Source organism: Streptomyces sp. NPDC048297 (assembly GCF_043201585.1).
Taxonomy (GTDB): domain Bacteria; phylum Actinomycetota; class Actinomycetes; order Streptomycetales; family Streptomycetaceae; genus Streptomyces.
Genome location: NZ_JBICZA010000003.1, coordinates 149,953 through 164,387, shown reverse-complemented (window position 1 = coordinate 164,387; position 14,435 = coordinate 149,953). Strand labels below are relative to the sequence as shown.

At 71.0% G+C, this 14,435-nt stretch carries 15 protein-coding genes; 11 read left to right on the top strand and 4 right to left on the bottom strand.

Going from position 1 to position 14,435, the window contains the following annotated elements; all coding sequences use genetic code 11:
- The first annotated feature begins 6 nt into the window (after window positions 1–6).
- Window positions 7–921 (top strand): hypothetical protein, encoded by a 915-nt coding sequence (locus ACGFYV_RS04550; protein ID WP_393876862.1) that lies wholly within the window; start codon window positions 7–9, stop codon window positions 919–921.
- 17 nt (window positions 922–938) lie between these two features.
- On the opposite strand, the gene ACGFYV_RS04545 is transcribed toward ACGFYV_RS04550, so the two are convergent.
- Window positions 939–1,397 (bottom strand): DUF3093 domain-containing protein, encoded by a 459-nt coding sequence (locus ACGFYV_RS04545; protein WP_393876861.1) that lies wholly within the window; start codon window positions 1,395–1,397, stop codon window positions 939–941.
- Window positions 1,398–1,455: 58 nt separating this feature from the next.
- On the opposite strand from ACGFYV_RS04545, the gene ACGFYV_RS04540 reads away from it, so the two are divergent.
- From ACGFYV_RS04540 to ACGFYV_RS04500, 9 genes are all read left to right on the top strand, one after another.
- Window positions 1,456–2,040 carry a PaaI family thioesterase gene (locus ACGFYV_RS04540; RefSeq protein WP_393876860.1) on the top strand — a complete coding sequence of 195 codons (585 nt, stop codon included), beginning with the start codon at window positions 1,456–1,458 and terminating at the stop codon, window positions 2,038–2,040.
- A complete protein-coding gene (dut, locus tag ACGFYV_RS04535; RefSeq protein WP_393876859.1) occupies window positions 2,037–2,630 on the top strand; it encodes a dUTP diphosphatase in 594 nt (197 codons plus the stop codon). Before ACGFYV_RS04540 ends, dut begins: the two co-directional genes overlap by 4 nt.
- Before the next feature lies 1 nt (window position 2,631).
- Window positions 2,632–3,402: a DUF3710 domain-containing protein gene (locus ACGFYV_RS04530; protein ID WP_393876858.1), complete on the top strand. Its 771-nt coding sequence runs from the start codon at window positions 2,632–2,634 to the stop codon at window positions 3,400–3,402.
- A gap of 206 nt (window positions 3,403–3,608) precedes the next feature.
- The gene (locus ACGFYV_RS04525; protein WP_393876857.1) at window positions 3,609–4,799 is read left to right on the top strand and encodes an alginate lyase family protein; all 1,191 of its coding nucleotides are present in this window, start codon (window positions 3,609–3,611) and stop codon (window positions 4,797–4,799) included.
- A gap of 127 nt (window positions 4,800–4,926) precedes the next feature.
- Window positions 4,927–5,625: an ABC transporter ATP-binding protein gene (locus ACGFYV_RS04520; RefSeq protein ID WP_393876856.1), complete on the top strand. Its 699-nt coding sequence runs from the start codon at window positions 4,927–4,929 to the stop codon at window positions 5,623–5,625.
- A gap of 173 nt (window positions 5,626–5,798) precedes the next feature.
- A complete protein-coding gene (locus ACGFYV_RS04515; protein WP_393876855.1) occupies window positions 5,799–8,411 on the top strand; it encodes an ATP-binding protein in 2,613 nt (870 codons plus the stop codon).
- The gene (locus ACGFYV_RS04510; RefSeq protein ID WP_393876854.1) at window positions 8,408–9,094 is read left to right on the top strand and encodes a response regulator; all 687 of its coding nucleotides are present in this window, start codon (window positions 8,408–8,410) and stop codon (window positions 9,092–9,094) included. Before ACGFYV_RS04515 ends, ACGFYV_RS04510 begins: the two co-directional genes overlap by 4 nt.
- Window positions 9,095–9,242: 148 nt before the next feature.
- Window positions 9,243–9,641: an OB-fold nucleic acid binding domain-containing protein gene (locus tag ACGFYV_RS04505; RefSeq protein ID WP_393876853.1), complete on the top strand. Its 399-nt coding sequence runs from the start codon at window positions 9,243–9,245 to the stop codon at window positions 9,639–9,641.
- Between the two features lie 3 nt (window positions 9,642–9,644).
- Window positions 9,645–10,430, top strand: coding sequence for a DUF3159 domain-containing protein (locus ACGFYV_RS04500; RefSeq protein ID WP_393876852.1), 786 nt, complete (start codon window positions 9,645–9,647; stop codon window positions 10,428–10,430).
- Window positions 10,431–10,507: 77 nt separating this feature from the next.
- Here the strand turns inward: ACGFYV_RS04500 and ACGFYV_RS04495 are convergent, their stop codons facing one another.
- From ACGFYV_RS04495 to ACGFYV_RS04485, 3 genes are all read right to left on the bottom strand, one after another.
- Window positions 10,508–11,179, bottom strand: coding sequence for a potassium channel family protein (locus ACGFYV_RS04495; protein ID WP_393876851.1), 672 nt, complete (start codon window positions 11,177–11,179; stop codon window positions 10,508–10,510).
- The gene (locus ACGFYV_RS04490) at window positions 11,179–11,850 is read right to left on the bottom strand and encodes a TrkA family potassium uptake protein (RefSeq protein ID WP_189997226.1); all 672 of its coding nucleotides are present in this window, start codon (window positions 11,848–11,850) and stop codon (window positions 11,179–11,181) included. Before ACGFYV_RS04490 ends, ACGFYV_RS04495 begins: the two co-directional genes overlap by 1 nt.
- A 211-nt stretch (window positions 11,851–12,061) precedes the next feature.
- A complete protein-coding gene (locus ACGFYV_RS04485) occupies window positions 12,062–12,199 on the bottom strand; it encodes a hypothetical protein (protein WP_393876850.1) in 138 nt (45 codons plus the stop codon).
- A gap of 162 nt (window positions 12,200–12,361) precedes the next feature.
- Between ACGFYV_RS04485 and ACGFYV_RS04480 the strand changes: the two genes are divergently transcribed.
- Window positions 12,362–14,410, top strand: a complete 2,049-nt coding sequence (locus tag ACGFYV_RS04480) for an APC family permease (RefSeq protein WP_393876849.1) — start codon at window positions 12,362–12,364, stop codon at window positions 14,408–14,410.
- Window positions 14,411–14,435 lie beyond the last annotated feature (25 nt).

Below are 14,435 nucleotides of genomic sequence, written 5' to 3'. Positions count from 1 at the left end.
TCGGCCGTGACTGGCTCGACCCCTCCCCGGAAGCGCCGCTTCCCCTTCGGGGGAGCGGACTCAGGGCCGTCCGACGGCCCGTACGGCGCGCGTGACGACGAGCGGGGCTCATCCGATACGGGAGCCTCGCTCGAACCGGCCGCCGACCGGCACGACCTGCCGGCACCGGCGCACGAAGGCACGGCCATGCGCCGGGCCGCGGTGATCCGAGGCAAGGCCGGGCAGCTGGCCAGGGAAGGCGCCCGCAGGGGCGCCGACCACGCCAGAGCCGTGGTGGCGTATGTCGCGGACCGGGTCATCGACATCGCGCCACGGGTCCCCGTACGGGACCTGGCGACGCTGCGTCGGCAGTTCCCGGGCCTCGGCCCCGAGCGGCTCGCCGACAAGCTCGTGACGGGCGCCGCGGCCGGTACCTCGACCGTGGGAGCGGGGATCGGGGCGGCGGCGATGCTGCCCGTACCGCCGGCGATGCCGACCGAACTGGCCACGGAGATCACCGGGGTCGCCGCGATCGAGCTGAAGCTCATCGCCGAGTTGCACGAGGTGTACGGCGTGCGGCCGCCGGGGAACCTCAAGGCCCGCAGCACCGCGTACCTGTCCTCCTGGGCGGGGGAGCGCGGGATCGACGTGATGAAGCCGTCGACGATCGACTCGGCCCTCGGGGGCCGGATGAAACGCGAACTGCGGCAGCGGATCATGAAGCGGATGGTCCGGAACCTGCCCAGCCTCACGCCGTTCATGGTCGGCGCGGTGGTGGGCGCCGCGATGAACCGCCGCGACACCAAGCTGCTCGCCGCACGGGTCCGCAACGACCTGCGCAAGATCCAGGTGCCGTGGGACGAGCTGACGGAACTGCCTCCGCTGGAGAAGCCGGCGGACCCGCTGCGACTCGGGGAACCCCCCGAGGAGCCGGGGAGCTGACGGCTCCCCCTGGTCTCCTAGGCCTTGCGCGCCGCCTCGATCGCCGCGGCCAGGCGCTCCGGCTCCCGGGTCGACAGATACAGGTACGGCGTCGGGTCCTGCGGGTCCGTGACCTCGACCTTCAGAGCCTCGGGGATGTACGCGCGCAGCAGCAGGAAGGCGCGGGTGTCGGCCTTGTAGGTCCGCCAGGCGCGCGCCTCCTCCGGGTCCAGGACCTGCGACGTACCGAGCGCCGACACCGGGATCTTCGCCTCGCCCGCGATCAGGGAGTCACCCACCACACGGATGCGCGGGGAGCCGTACGCGCTGGCCACCACGGCCGAGACGGCCGTACCGCCGACCAGGCCGCCGAGCAGCGGCAGGGTGCCGAAGGGGAGCAGGATCAGGGCGAACGAGACGCCCACGAGGAAGCTGATCAGCCACCACGAGCGGGGGGCGGTGAGGCGTTCTTCGTAGGGGGTGGCGGAGAGCTGCATGAAGCCAAGCTTGGCACGGTGGCTGCGTATGGCTGACGCGCGGGTAAGGTCTGCGCCTGTGAGTGGTAGTTCCGCGGCTCTTCAGCCCCCCGCCGACGCCGTGCGGCCGGTGCGGCATCCCGATGCCCCCGCGCCCGGCGAGCTTCTGGGTGCCCACTACGAACACTGTTTCGGATGTGGCCCCGGTCAGCCGCACGGGCTGCTCCTGGAGGCCCGTGCCCGCGACGGCGTCGCGCTGACCGCCGAGTTCACCGTCCAGCCCGCCCACCAGGGCGCCCCGGGCCTCGCGCACGGGGGTGTGCTCGCCAGCGCCCTGGACGAGACCCTCGGCTCGCTGAACTGGCTGCTGCGGACCATCGCCGTCACCGGCCGGCTGGAGACCGACTTCGTGCGTCCCGTCCCGGTGGGCACCACGCTGCATCTGGAGGCCGAGGTCACCGCCGTCGCCGGGCGGAAGATCTACTCGACCGCCACCGGACGCATCGGCGGCCCCGAGGGCCCCGTCGCCGTCCGCGCCGACGCGCTGTTCATCGAGGTGAAGGTCGACCACTTCGTCGACCACGGCCGCAAGGAGGAGATCCAGGCCGCCATGAGCGACCCGGACCGGATCCGGCGTGCCCGCGCCTTCGAGGTGAACCCGTGAGCCCGGACCGGCCCCTCGGCGATCACCCGGGAGAACCCGCGCGCCGCGATCCCCTGAACGTGCTGATCCGCCGCGTCGACCCGGACGTACCGCTTCCGGCGTACGAGCACCCCGGGGACGCCGGAGCCGATCTGCGCACCACCGAGGCCTGCGACCTGGCGCCCGGAGAGCGCGCCGTTCTGCCCACCGGTGTGTCGATCGCCCTCCCGGAGGGGTACGCGGCCTTCGTGCACCCGCGTTCCGGTCTCGCCGCCCGCTGCGGTGTCGCCCTCGTGAATGCCCCGGGGACGGTTGATGCCGGGTACCGTGGAGAGATCAAGGTGATCGTGGTGAATCTCGACCCGCGCGAGTCCGTGCGGTTCGAGCGCTTCGACCGGATTGCCCAACTGGTCGTCCAGCAGGTCGAGAGGGTCCGCTTCCAGGAGGTCGCGGAGCTTCCCGATTCGGCGCGGGCCGCGGGGGGCTTCGGGTCCACCGGTGGTCACGCCGCGGTGGGCGGCGGAAGCGGCACAAGCGGTCAGGCCGCCGACGGCGGTCCGACGGGTGGGAATCGATACGCTTCGGTCGTATCCGACCGGGAAGGACAGTGACGTGTTCGGACGTCGCAAGAAGAAGGGTGCCGCCGAGGACGCGGCCGGCGAGGCCGAGCAGGTCGTCGACAGCGTCGACACCGAGGCGGACGAGGTGGACGAGGCGGAGGCCGAACGCGAGCGCGTCCGGCTGGAGCCCGAGCCCCGGCCCGAGGGGCCGTGGGACAGCACCGAGGTGAGCGACCCGGCCGAGGGCCGGGTGGACCTCGGCGGACTGTGCGTGCCGGGCGTCGACGGCATGGAGCTGCGGGTGGAGGTCGCCGGCGACGCGATCGTCGCGGCGACCGTCGTGCTGCACGACAGCGCTGTCCAGCTGCAGGCCTTCGCCGCGCCCAAGCGTGAGGGCATCTGGGGCGAGGTCCGTGAGGAGATCGCGGGCGGCATCACCCAGCAGGGCGGCATCGTCGACGAGGTCGAGGGTCCGCTGGGCTGGGAGCTGCGGGCCCAGGTGCCGGTGCAGCTGCCCGACGGCACCGGCGGCTTCCAGGTCGTGCGGTTCGTCGGTGTGGACGGCCCGCGCTGGTTCCTGCGCGGTGTGATCTCCGGGCAGGGCGCGGTGCAGCCGCAGGCGGCCGGTCTGCTGGAGCAGATCTTCCGGGACACGGTCGTGATGCGCGGCGAGGGCCCGATGGCGCCCCGCGACCCGATCGTCCTCAAGCTGCCGAACGACGCCCAGATGGTCCCCGAGGGCGTCCAGCAGGAGGAGGGCTCGCGCTTCTCCGGCGGCATGGGCCAGCTGCAGCGCGGACCGGAGATCACCGAGGTCCGCTGAGTCCGGCACGACAGGGCCGCACCGCAGGGCACGGCAGGGCCGTACGGGGCCGGGCCGTGTCCCAGGAGACGACAGGGCCTTACAGGGCCGTAGAGGGCCGTACCCCAGGAGGGGTGCGGCCCTTTTGACGTGCGTGCCCCCTTGACGCGCGAATGGTCTGTACCTACGGTCCGGCCAACGCCTGTTCACAAAGGCGCTCCGTGTTCATGTACGAGAACGGAGTCACTGTGCGTCGTACCCCACTGCTCGCCGTGGTGGCCTCCCTGATCCTGGCCGTCTTCGCGGCGCCCGCCGCCCACTCCGCCCCCACCGCCTTCGTCCACCCGGGCGTCACCGTCTCCCAGAGCCAGCTGGACTTCGCCCGCGGCAAGGTCCAGGCCGGTGCCCAGCCCTGGAAGAGCGCGTACGACCAGATGATGGCGAGCTCCTACGCCAGCCTGAGCCGCACGCCCAAGCCCCGCGCCACCGTCGAGTGCGGCTCCTACTCCAACCCCAACTACGGGTGCACCGACGAGCGCGAGGACGCGATCGCCGCGTACACCGACGCCCTCGCCTGGTACATCACCCGCGACGCGCGCTACGCCCAGAAGTCCATCGAGATCATGGACGCCTGGTCGGGCACCATCACCAGCCACACCAACAGCAACGCCCCCCTGCAGACCGGCTGGGCCGGCTCCTCCTGGCCCAAGGCCGCCGAGATCATCAAGTACACGTACACCGGCGGCTGGCCGAACTCCGGACGCTTCGCGACCATGCTCCGCAACGTCTACCTGCCGGTCGTCATCAAGGGCTCCAACTCCAACGGCAACTGGGAGCTGTCGATGATGGAGGCCGCCGTCGGCATCTCCGTCTTCCTGGAGGACAAGGCCTCGTACGACACGGCCATGGCCAAGTTCCGCACCCGCACCGCCGCCTACGTCTACCTCGCGTCCGACGGCGACCTGCCCAGGACGGTGCCCAGCCAGAACCTCGACACCCGCGACAAGATCGTCAACTACTGGCAGGGGCAGTCCACCTTCGCCACCGGGCTCACCCAGGAGACCTGCCGGGACTTCACCCACACGGGTTATGGCATCTCCGCGATCTCGCACGTCGCCGAGACCAGCCGGATCCAGGGCGAGGACCTGTACGGCACCGACGTCGGCGAGCGGCTGCGCCAGGCCCTCGGCTTCCAGTCCAAGTACCAGCTCGGCACGGCCGTCCCCACCTGGCTCTGCGGCGGCAGCCTCAACCTGGGGCTCGGCCCGGTCACCGAGGTCGGCTTCAACGCCCTGCACAACCGCCTGGGCATCGCCATGACGAACACCCAGGCACTGACCCTGGACAACCGCCCGGCCGGCAGCAACAACCTCTTCGTGGCCTGGGAGACCCTCACCCACGGTGACAACCCGAACTGATCCGTTCCGAGGACGGCCACATCGTTGAACGGCCGGGCGCCCACCGCCATACTGGCGCCCGGCCCACGGGAACGCGCGCATACGGGAACGCGCGACACGGGGGGCACGGGGAACCGGGGGAGACGGCATGGGCGGCAGCCAGGTGGTCACCGAGACCATGGTGCGCGTCGAGGACGTCCACAAGTCGTACGGCCGCGGAGCCGGCGCGGTGCACGCCCTGCGCGGGGTCTCCTTCGAGGTCCCGCGCGGTGAGCTCGTCGCCCTCAAGGGACGCTCCGGCTCCGGCAAGACCACCCTGCTGAACATCGTCGGCGGACTCGACACCCCCGACCGGGGACGGGTCGAGGTCGAGGGGCACGACCTCGCCGGGCTGGGCGAGAGCGGACTGCTGCGGCTGCGCCGGGACCGGATCGGGTTCGTCTTCCAGTCCTTCGGGCTCATCCCGATCCTCACCGCCGCCGAGAACGTCGGCGTCCCGCTGCGGCTGCGCCGGGCCGACCCGCGCGAGCGGGAGGAGCGCGTCGAACTGCTGCTGTCCCTCGTCGGGCTCGCCGACCACGCGGCTCAGCGGCCCGGCGAGCTGTCCGGCGGCCAGCAGCAGCGGGTCGCCATCGCCCGCGCCCTCGCCAACCGGCCCGTCCTGCTCGTCGCCGACGAGCCCACCGGCCAGCTGGACGCCGAGACCGGGCACGCCGTCATGGAGCTGCTGCGCGCCGTCGTCCACAGCGAACAGGCCACCGCCCTGGTCGCCACGCACGACGCCGCCCTGCTGGACCTCGCCGACCGGGTGCTGGAGCTGCACGACGGCGAGATCGTCGAACACTGAGCGGGGGAGAGGGCCGGGCCCGGGCCGGCCGGATCGCCGCCCGGCAGGGCCTCGGAGCCCGTCAGAGTTGTGTCAAAGACCCCTGTTGAGCGGGCCCTCGCCCCATTTGTTCAGAACCTTGGCCGTAATCTCGACCCTGCGTACGCAGCAGTCATCTGGAAGACAATGGGGCCATGGGACGCGGCAAGCTTCGGATCTACCTGGGCGCGGCACCGGGCGTGGGCAAGACCTACGCGATGCTGTCCGAGGCGCACCGCCGTGTGGAGCGCGGCACCGACTGTGTCGTCGCCTTCGTCGAGCACCACGGCCGCGCGCGCACGGAGGTGATGCTGCACGGCCTGGAGCAGGTTCCGCGCCGGGAGATCGAGTACCGGGACAGCGTGTTCACCGAGATGGATGTGGACGCGGTGCTGCGTCGTGCTCCGGCTGTCGCTCTGGTGGACGAGCTGGCTCATACGAACATTCCGGGTTCGCGTAACGCGAAGCGGTGGCAGGACGTGGAGGAGTTGCTGGCGGCCGGGATCGATGTGGTGTCCACGGTGAACATCCAGCACTTGGAGTCGCTGGGTGATGTGGTGGAGTCGATCACGGGGGTGCGGCAGCGGGAGACGGTCCCGGACGAGGTGGTGCGGCGGGCGGACCAGATCGAGCTGGTGGACATGTCGCCGCAGGCGCTGCGGCGTCGTATGGCGCACGGGAACATCTACCAGCCGGACAAGGTCGACGCGGCGTTGTCGAACTACTTCCGGCCGGGGAATCTGACGGCGTTGCGGGAGCTGGCGCTGTTGTGGGTGGCGGACCGGGTCGACGAGTACCTGAACGCGTACCGCAGTGAGCACCGGGTGTCGAAGATCTGGGGTTCGCGTGAGCGGATCGTGGTGGGTCTGACCGGTGGTCCGGAGGGCCGGACGCTGATACGGCGTGCCGCGCGGCTGGCGGAGAAGGGCGCGGGCGGCGAGGTCCTGGCCGTGTACATCTCGCGCAGCGACGGCCTGACCGGTGCCTCCCCGAAGGAACTGGCTCTGCAGCGCACCCTGGTGGAGGACCTGGGCGGCACCTTCCACCATGTCGTCGGCGACGACATACCCGCCGCCCTCCTCGACTTCGCCCGCGGCGTCAACGCCACCCAGATCGTGCTGGGCTCCTCGCGCCGCAAGGCCTGGCAGTACATGTTCGGGCCCGGCGTCGGCTCCACGGTCGCCCGCGAGTCCGGACCCGACCTCGACGTCCACATCGTCACGCACGAAGAGGCCGCCAAGGGGCGGGGACTGCCCGTGGCGCGGGGCGCCCGGCTCGGACGTTCCCGGGTCGTCGCGGGCTGGCTGGTCGGGCTGATCGGGCCGGCCGTGCTCGCGTTGCTGCTGAACTCCAACGCCCTCGGCCTCGCCAACGACATGCTGCTGTTCCTGGCCGTCACGGTCGCGGCGGCGCTGCTCGGCGGTCTGCTGCCCGCCCTGGCCGCGGCGGCGTTCGGCTCGCTCCTGCTGAACTACTTCTACACCCCGCCCCTGCACCGCTTCACGGTCGCCGATCCGAAGAACATCGTCGCCATCGTGATATTCGTCGGGGTCGCCGTGTCCGTGGCCTCGGTGGTCGACCTCGCCGCCCGGCGCACCCACCAGGCGGCCCGGCTGCGGGCGGAGTCCGAGATCCTGTCCTTCCTGGCCGGCAACGTCCTGCGCGGCGAGACGAGCCTCGAAGAACTGCTCGAACGGGTCCGCGAGACCTTCGCCATGGAGTCGGCCGCCCTGCTGGAGCGGGCGAGCGACGTCGAGCCCTGGACGTGCGCGGGCCGCGCCGGCTTCGGGCCGACGCTGGAGCGGCCCGAGGACGCCGACGTCGACATGCCGGTCGGCGACCACATGGCCCTCGCGCTCACCGGCCGGGTGCTGCCCGCCGAGGACCGCCGGGTGCTGGCCGCCTTCGCCGCCCAGGCCGCCGTCGTGCTGGACCGCAGGCGCCTGCGCGAGGAGGCCGACCAGGCCCGCGCGCTCGCCGAGGGCAACCGCATTCGCACGGCACTGCTCGCCGCCGTCAGCCACGACCTGCGCACCCCGCTCGCCGGGATCAAGGCCGCCGTCTCCTCGCTGCGCTCCGACGACGTGGCCTGGTCCGAGGAGGACCAGGCCGAGCTGCTCAAGGGCATCGAGGAGGGCGCCGACCGGCTCGACCACCTCGTCGGCAACCTGCTCGACATGTCCCGCCTGCAGACCGGCACGGTCACCCCGCTCATCCGCGAGATCGACGTGGACGAGGTGGTACCGATGGCCCTGGGCGGCGTCCCCGAGGACAGCGTGGAGCTGGACATCCCCGAGACACTGCCCATGGTCGCCGTCGACCCCGGACTGCTGGAGCGGGCCGTCGCCAACCTGGTGGAGAACGCCGTCAAGTACAGCCCGCCCAAGCGGCGCGTCCTGGTGTCCGCCAGCGCCATAGTGGACCGGGTGGAGATCCGCGTCGTGGACCGCGGCCCCGGAGTGCCGGACGAGGCCAAGGACCGCATCTTCGAACCCTTCCAGCGCTACGGCGACGCCCCGCGCGGCGCCGGGGTCGGCCTCGGCCTCGCGGTCGCCCGCGGCTTCACCGAATCCATGGGCGGCACCCTGAACGCCGAGGACACGCCCGGCGGCGGGCTCACCATGGTGCTCAGCCTCCGCGCGGCGGGAACGCGCCCCGGGCCCCTTCCCGTAGGGCACGACATCGCAGAGCCAGTAGGGCACGACATCGCAGAGCCAGTAGGGCACGACATCGCAGAACCGGCAGAACCAGAAAGGCAGACCCTATGACCCGGGTGCTCGTGGTCGACGACGAGCCGCAGATCGTGCGCGCCCTCGTGATCAACCTCAAGGCACGCATGTACGAGGTCGACGCGGCCCCCGACGGCAGGACCGCCCTCGAACTCGCCGCCTCCCGCCACCCCGACGTGGTCGTCCTCGACCTGGGCCTGCCCGACATGGACGGCGTCGAGGTGATCAAGGGCCTGCGCGGCTGGACCCGCGTGCCCATCCTGGTGCTGTCCGCCCGCCACACCTCCGACGAGAAGGTCGAGGCGCTGGACGCGGGCGCCGACGACTACGTCACCAAGCCCTTCGGCATGGACGAGCTGCTGGCCCGGCTGCGGGCCGCCGTGCGCCGTGCCGAGCCGGTCGGGCCCGGCGAGGACGACGTGACGACCGTGGAGACCGAGGGCTTCACCGTCGACCTCGCCGCGAAGAAGGTCAACCGGGCCGGCAAGGACGTGCGGCTCACCCCGACCGAGTGGCACCTGCTGGAGGTCCTCGTCCGCAACACCGGCCGCCTGGTCAGCCAGAGGCAGCTGCTGCAGGAGGTGTGGGGGCCGTCGTACGGGACGGAGACCAACTACCTGCGGGTGTACATGGCCCAGCTGCGGCGGAAGCTGGAGACGGATCCGTCGCATCCGAAGCACTTCATCACGGAGCCGGGGATGGGGTACCGGTTCGAGAGGTGAGGGGAGGCGGGGGCGGAGGGGGCCGGCCGGAGTGAGCGGAGGCGGCGGAGAGGCCGGCCGGAGTGAGCGGCCCAGGTCAGCGCCTGGAGCGAGCGGCCGGAGTGAGATGGACTACGGCGCCGTCGGTGCACCCCGGTACGCTTCAGACATGACTGCTGTTCCTCGTTCCGAAAAGCCGGCCGGCCGGTTCCGGCGCATGCTCGACCGGCTCTCCTCGTCCCAGGAGGACCTGGAGTCCGAGGAGCTGCGGGAGGACGCGGAGACCGCCGGGTGTACCCGGATCGGTGACTGTCAGGACCGCCAGATCGTCACCGTAACTGGTACGTTGCGCACCGTCACCCTGCGGCCGCGCGCCGGGGTCCCGGCCCTGGAGGCAGAGCTGTTCGACGGCACCGCCGCGCTGGACGTGGTGTGGCTCGGCAGACGCTCCATCGTCGGCATAGAACCGGGGCGCAAGCTGATCGCATCGGGCCGGGTTTCGATGAGCCGCGGCCGCCGGGTGCTGTTCAACCCGAAATACGAACTGCGACCCCTCGGACGGGAGTAGCCGGTGACGTCCCTCGACAAGCCGACCGAAGACGCCACGAAGGCGCAGACCGACGATGCCCGGGCGGTGACCGAGGCCGCGCTGTTCGAGGCGTTCGGCGGAGTCCGCGGGATGGTCGAGACGGTCCTGCCCGGTCTCCTCTTCGTCGCGATCTTCACGGTCAACAAGGACCTGCACATCTCGGCGATCGCCGCGCTGGCCGTGTCCCTGGTGCTGGTCGTCGTCAGGCTGGTGCGCAAGGACACCGTCAAGCACGCCTTCAGCGGTGTCTTCGGCGTGGCCTTCGGCGTCGTGTTCGCGATGTTCACCGGAAACGCCAAGGACTTCTACCTCCCCGGCATGCTCTACACGCTGGGCCTGGCGCTCGCCTACATCGTCACGACCCTCGCCGGTGTCCCCCTGATCGGTCTGATCCTCGGCCCGGTCTTCAAGGAGAACCTCTCCTGGCGCACCCGCAACCCCGGCCGCAAGAAGGCCTACGCGAAGGCCAGTTGGGCCTGGGGCCTGATCCTGCTCGCCAAGTGCGCGATCCTCTTCCCGCTGTACTGGTGGTCCGACACGACGAAGCTCGGCTGGGTCCTGGTCGCCCTGAAGATCCCGCCGTTCCTGCTCGCCGTCTGGCTCACCTGGGTCTTCCTGGCGAAGGCGCCCGCGCCGATCGACGTGTTCGCGGAGATGGAGGCGGCGGAGAAGGCCGAGCAGGCGGAGAAGGCCGAGAAGGAGCGCAAGGCCGCGCTCGCCGCCGAGAGTGGTGAACCCACGGGCGGACGGCACCGCCGCGAGGCATAGACAGCCGCCGGACGACGGCGAAGGGCGCCCCTGGATGCCAGGGGCGCCCTTCGCCGTCGTAGCGGCTGCGCTGCGGCTCAGCCTTCTTCGCGCCGCACGGAGAGCAGATCCTCCAGCTGCTCCTCGCGGGCCTGGGCGGCCACGAAGAGGAGTTCGTCGCCGGCCTCCAGGGAGTCCTCCTTGGACGGCGTCAGGACGCGGGTGCCGCGGATGATCGTGACCAGCGAGGTGTCCTCGGGCCACTCCACGTCACCGACCTGGGTGCCGGCCAGGGCCGACTCCTCGGGCAGGGTCAGCTCGACGAGGTTGGCGTCGCCGTGGCTGAAGCGGAGCAGGCGGACCAGGTCGCCGACGCTCACCGCCTCCTCGACCAGGGCGGACATCAGACGCGGGGTGGAGACGGCCACGTCCACGCCCCACGCCTCGTTGAACAGCCACTCGTTCTTCGGGTTGTTCACACGGGCGACGACGCGCGGAACGCCGTACTCCGTCTTGGCGAGCAGGGAGACGACCAGGTTGACCTTGTCGTCGCCGGTCGCGGCGATGACGACGTTGCAGCGCTGGAGCGCCGCCTCGTCCAGGGACGTGATCTCGCAGGCGTCGGCCAGCAGCCATTCCGCCTGCGGCACCCGCTCCACCGAGATGGCGGTCGGGGCCTTGTCGATCAGCAGGACCTCGTGGCCGTTCTCCAGCAGCTCGCCCGCGATCGAGCGGCCGACGGCGCCGGCTCCGGCAATGGCGACCCTCATCAGTGACCGCCCTCCTCTTCCGGGCCCCCGGCGAACGCCGCCTCGACCTTGTCGACGTCGTCGGTGCGCATCATCACGTGCACCAGGTCACCCTCCTGCAGCACCGTCTGCGAGGTGGGCAGGACGGCCTCGCCGAGGCGGGTCAGGAACGCCACGCGGACGCCCGTCTCCTCCTGCAGCTTGCTGATCTTGTGCCCGACCCACTTGGGGGACGCGTGCACCTCGGCGAGCTGGACGCCCCCGGTGGGGTCGCGCCACAGCGGCTCCGCGCCCGAGGGCAGCAGCCGGCGCAGCATCTGGTCGGCCGTCCAGCGGACCGTGGCGACGGTGGGGATGCCCAGGCGCTGGTAGACCTCGGCGCGGCGGGGGTCGTAGATACGGGCGGCCACGTTCTCCACGCCGAACATCTCGCGTGCGACACGCGCGGAGATGATGTTCGAGTTGTCACCGCTGGAGACGGCGGCGAAGGCGCCGGCCTCCTCGATGCCCGCCTCGCGCAGGGTGTCCTGGTCGAAGCCGACACCGGTGACGCGGCGACCGCCGAATCCCGGGCCCAGCCGGCGGAAGGCGGTGGGGTCCTGGTCGATCACGGCGACCGTGTGGCCCTGTTGCTCCAGGGTCTGGGCAAGAGCGGAACCCACTCTCCCGCAGCCCATGATGACGATGTGCACGACCGTCCTTCCGGTGTCCAAAAGTTGCTGCTCAGCATCAGGGTCTCAGACCGACGCCCAAAGCTACACAAGCGTGCTCGGAGGTGGGCACCCCTGTGCGGTGGTTGTGAGGATCACCGCACCGTGGCTGTGGGGATCGCTGCCGGCGATCATCCCCGGCACGCGGCGACGTCACGCGTCCCGCCGCCTGGTCACGCGTCCCGCCGCCTGGTCACTCGTCCGCCGCGGGCGCCGGAACAGGCACCGGCGGCACCCGTCTGCGCGTGATGCTGCGCACGCTGCACGCGGTCAGGATTCCGAGGCCGACGAGGGCGACCGTGGCACCGATCAGCTCTGCGGTCGCGGGCATGGGACCTCCGGAGGTGCGATGACAGGCGGGGTCTGCCATCTAGGCACGGAGGGCGCGCGGACCACGGAATCCGCAGTTCCGTGCGCCCGCGATTTCACTCGTGAGGCAGATTCGAGACACCGGGTGGGCGGCTGCCTGTTCGAAGCCCTACGATCCTCTGTCGTGTCCAAACTGACCGACGTGCCCAAACGGATCCTGATCGGGCGCGCACTGCGCAGTGACCGGCTGGGCGAAACGCTCCTGCCGAAGCGCATCGCCCTCCCCGTCTTCGCCTCCGACCCGCTGTCCTCCGTCGCCTACGCGCCCGGAGAGGTCCTGCTGGTCCTGTCCGTCGCGGGTGTGTCGGCGTACCACTTCAGCCCCTGGATCGCGGTCGCGGTCGTCGTGCTGATGTTCACGGTGGTCGCCTCCTACCGGCAGAACGTCCACGCGTACCCGAGCGGCGGCGGCGACTACGAGGTGGCGACGACCAACCTCGGTCCCAAGGCCGGCCTCACCGTCGCCAGCGCCCTGCTCGTCGACTACGTCCTGACCGTCGCCGTCTCCATCGCCTCCGGCATCGAGAACCTCGGCTCCGCGGTCCCGTTCGTGGTCGAGCACAAGGTCCTGTGCGCGGTCACGGTGATCGTCCTGCTGACGCTGATGAACCTGCGCGGCGTGAAGGAGTCGGGCAAGCTCTTCGCGATCCCGACGTACGTGTTCGTCGGCGGCGTCTTCATCATGATCGCCTGGGGCGCCTTCCGCGGTCTCGCCCTCGGTGACACCCTGCGCGCCCCGACGGCCGACTTCCACATCAAGGCCGAGCACCAGGGCCTGGCGGGCTTCGCCCTGGTCTTCCTCCTCCTGCGCGCCTTCTCCTCCGGCTGTGCCGCGCTCACCGGCGTGGAGGCCATCTCCAACGGTGTCCCCGCCTTCCGCAAGCCGAAGTCGAAGAACGCGGCGACCACGCTCGCGATGATGGGCCTGCTGGCCGTCACCATGTTCTGCGGCATCATCATCCTCGCCATGACGACCAAGGTCCGCATGGCCGAGAACCCGGCCACCGACCTGATCCACCACGGCATCCCGGTCGGCTCCGGATACGTCCAGAACCCGGTGATCTCCCAGGTCGCCGAGGCGGTGTTCGGCAAGGGCAGCTTCCTGTTCATCGTGCTCGCGGCCGCGACCGCCCTGGTCCTCTTCCTCGCCGCGAACACGGCGTACAACGGCTTCCCGCTGCTCGGCTCGATCCTCGCCCAGGACCGCTACCTGCCGCGCCAGCTGCACACCCGCGGCGACCGCCTCGCCTTCTCCAACGGCATCGTCCTGCTGGCCGGCGCGGCGGCCCTGCTGACCGTCATCTACGGCGCCGACTCGACCCGCCTGATCCAGCTGTACATCGTCGGCGTGTTCGTGTCCTTCACGCTCAGCCAGACCGGCATGGTCCGGCACTGGAACCGCCACCTAGCCGTCGAGAAGGACCCGGCCAAGCGCAGCCACATGATCCGCTCCCGCGCGATCAACACGTTCGGCGCGTTCTTCACCGGCCTGGTCCTGGTCGTCGTCCTGGTCACCAAGTTCACGCACGGCGCCTGGGTCGCCCTGCTCGGCATGGTCATCTTCTACGCGACGATGACGGCGATCCGTAAGCACTACGACCGGGTCTCCGAGGAGATCTCGGCCCCCGAGGGCCCGGACGACGACAGCGTGCGCCCCTCGCGGATCCACTCGGTGGTCCTGATCTCGAAGATCCACCGCCCGACGCTCCGCGCCCTCGCCTACGCCAAGCTGATGCGCTCCGACACCCTGGAGGCGCTCACCGTCAACGTCGACCCGGCGGAGACCAAGGCACTCCACGAGGAGTGGGAGAGGCGCGGGATCGACGTACCGCTGAAGGTGCTCGACTCGCCGTACCGCGAGATCACGCGGCCGATCATCGAGTACGTCAAGGGCCTGCGCAAGGAGTCCCCGCGCGACGCGGTCTCGGTGATCATCCCCGAGTACGTGGTCGGCCACTGGTACGAGCACCTGCTGCACAACCAGAGCGCGCTGCGCCTCAAGGGCCGCCTGCTCTTCACCCCCGGCGTGATGGTCACCTCCGTGCCCTACCAGCTGGCCTCCTCCGAAGCCGCCAAGCTGCGCGCCCGCAAGCGCCAGGAGTGGAGCGCCCCGGGCGCGGTACGGCGCGGCCCGGCGACGGAACGCCCGAAGGAGCCGGCGACGAGGGACTGAGGCGCGAGGTCCGAGGCGGCGAGGG

Bases quoted from the DNA above. Each gene is read 5' to 3' on its own strand.
- ACGFYV_RS04545 (WP_393876861.1), bottom strand. From the start codon at position 1,397: ATGCAGCTCTCCGCCACCCCCTACGAAGAACGCCTCACCGCCCCCCGC.
- ACGFYV_RS04525 (WP_393876857.1), top strand. From the start codon at position 3,609: ATGTACGAGAACGGAGTCACTGTGCGTCGTACCCCACTGCTCGCCGTG.
- ACGFYV_RS04520 (WP_393876856.1), top strand. From the start codon at position 4,927: ATGGGCGGCAGCCAGGTGGTCACCGAGACCATGGTGCGCGTCGAGGAC.
- ACGFYV_RS04515 (WP_393876855.1), top strand. From the start codon at position 5,799: ATGGGACGCGGCAAGCTTCGGATCTACCTGGGCGCGGCACCGGGCGTG.
- ACGFYV_RS04510 (WP_393876854.1), top strand. From the start codon at position 8,408: ATGACCCGGGTGCTCGTGGTCGACGACGAGCCGCAGATCGTGCGCGCC.
- ACGFYV_RS04505 (WP_393876853.1), top strand. From the start codon at position 9,243: ATGACTGCTGTTCCTCGTTCCGAAAAGCCGGCCGGCCGGTTCCGGCGC.
- ACGFYV_RS04495 (WP_393876851.1), bottom strand. From the start codon at position 11,179: ATGAGGGTCGCCATTGCCGGAGCCGGCGCCGTCGGCCGCTCGATCGCG.
- ACGFYV_RS04485 (WP_393876850.1), bottom strand. From the start codon at position 12,199: ATGCCCGCGACCGCAGAGCTGATCGGTGCCACGGTCGCCCTCGTCGGC.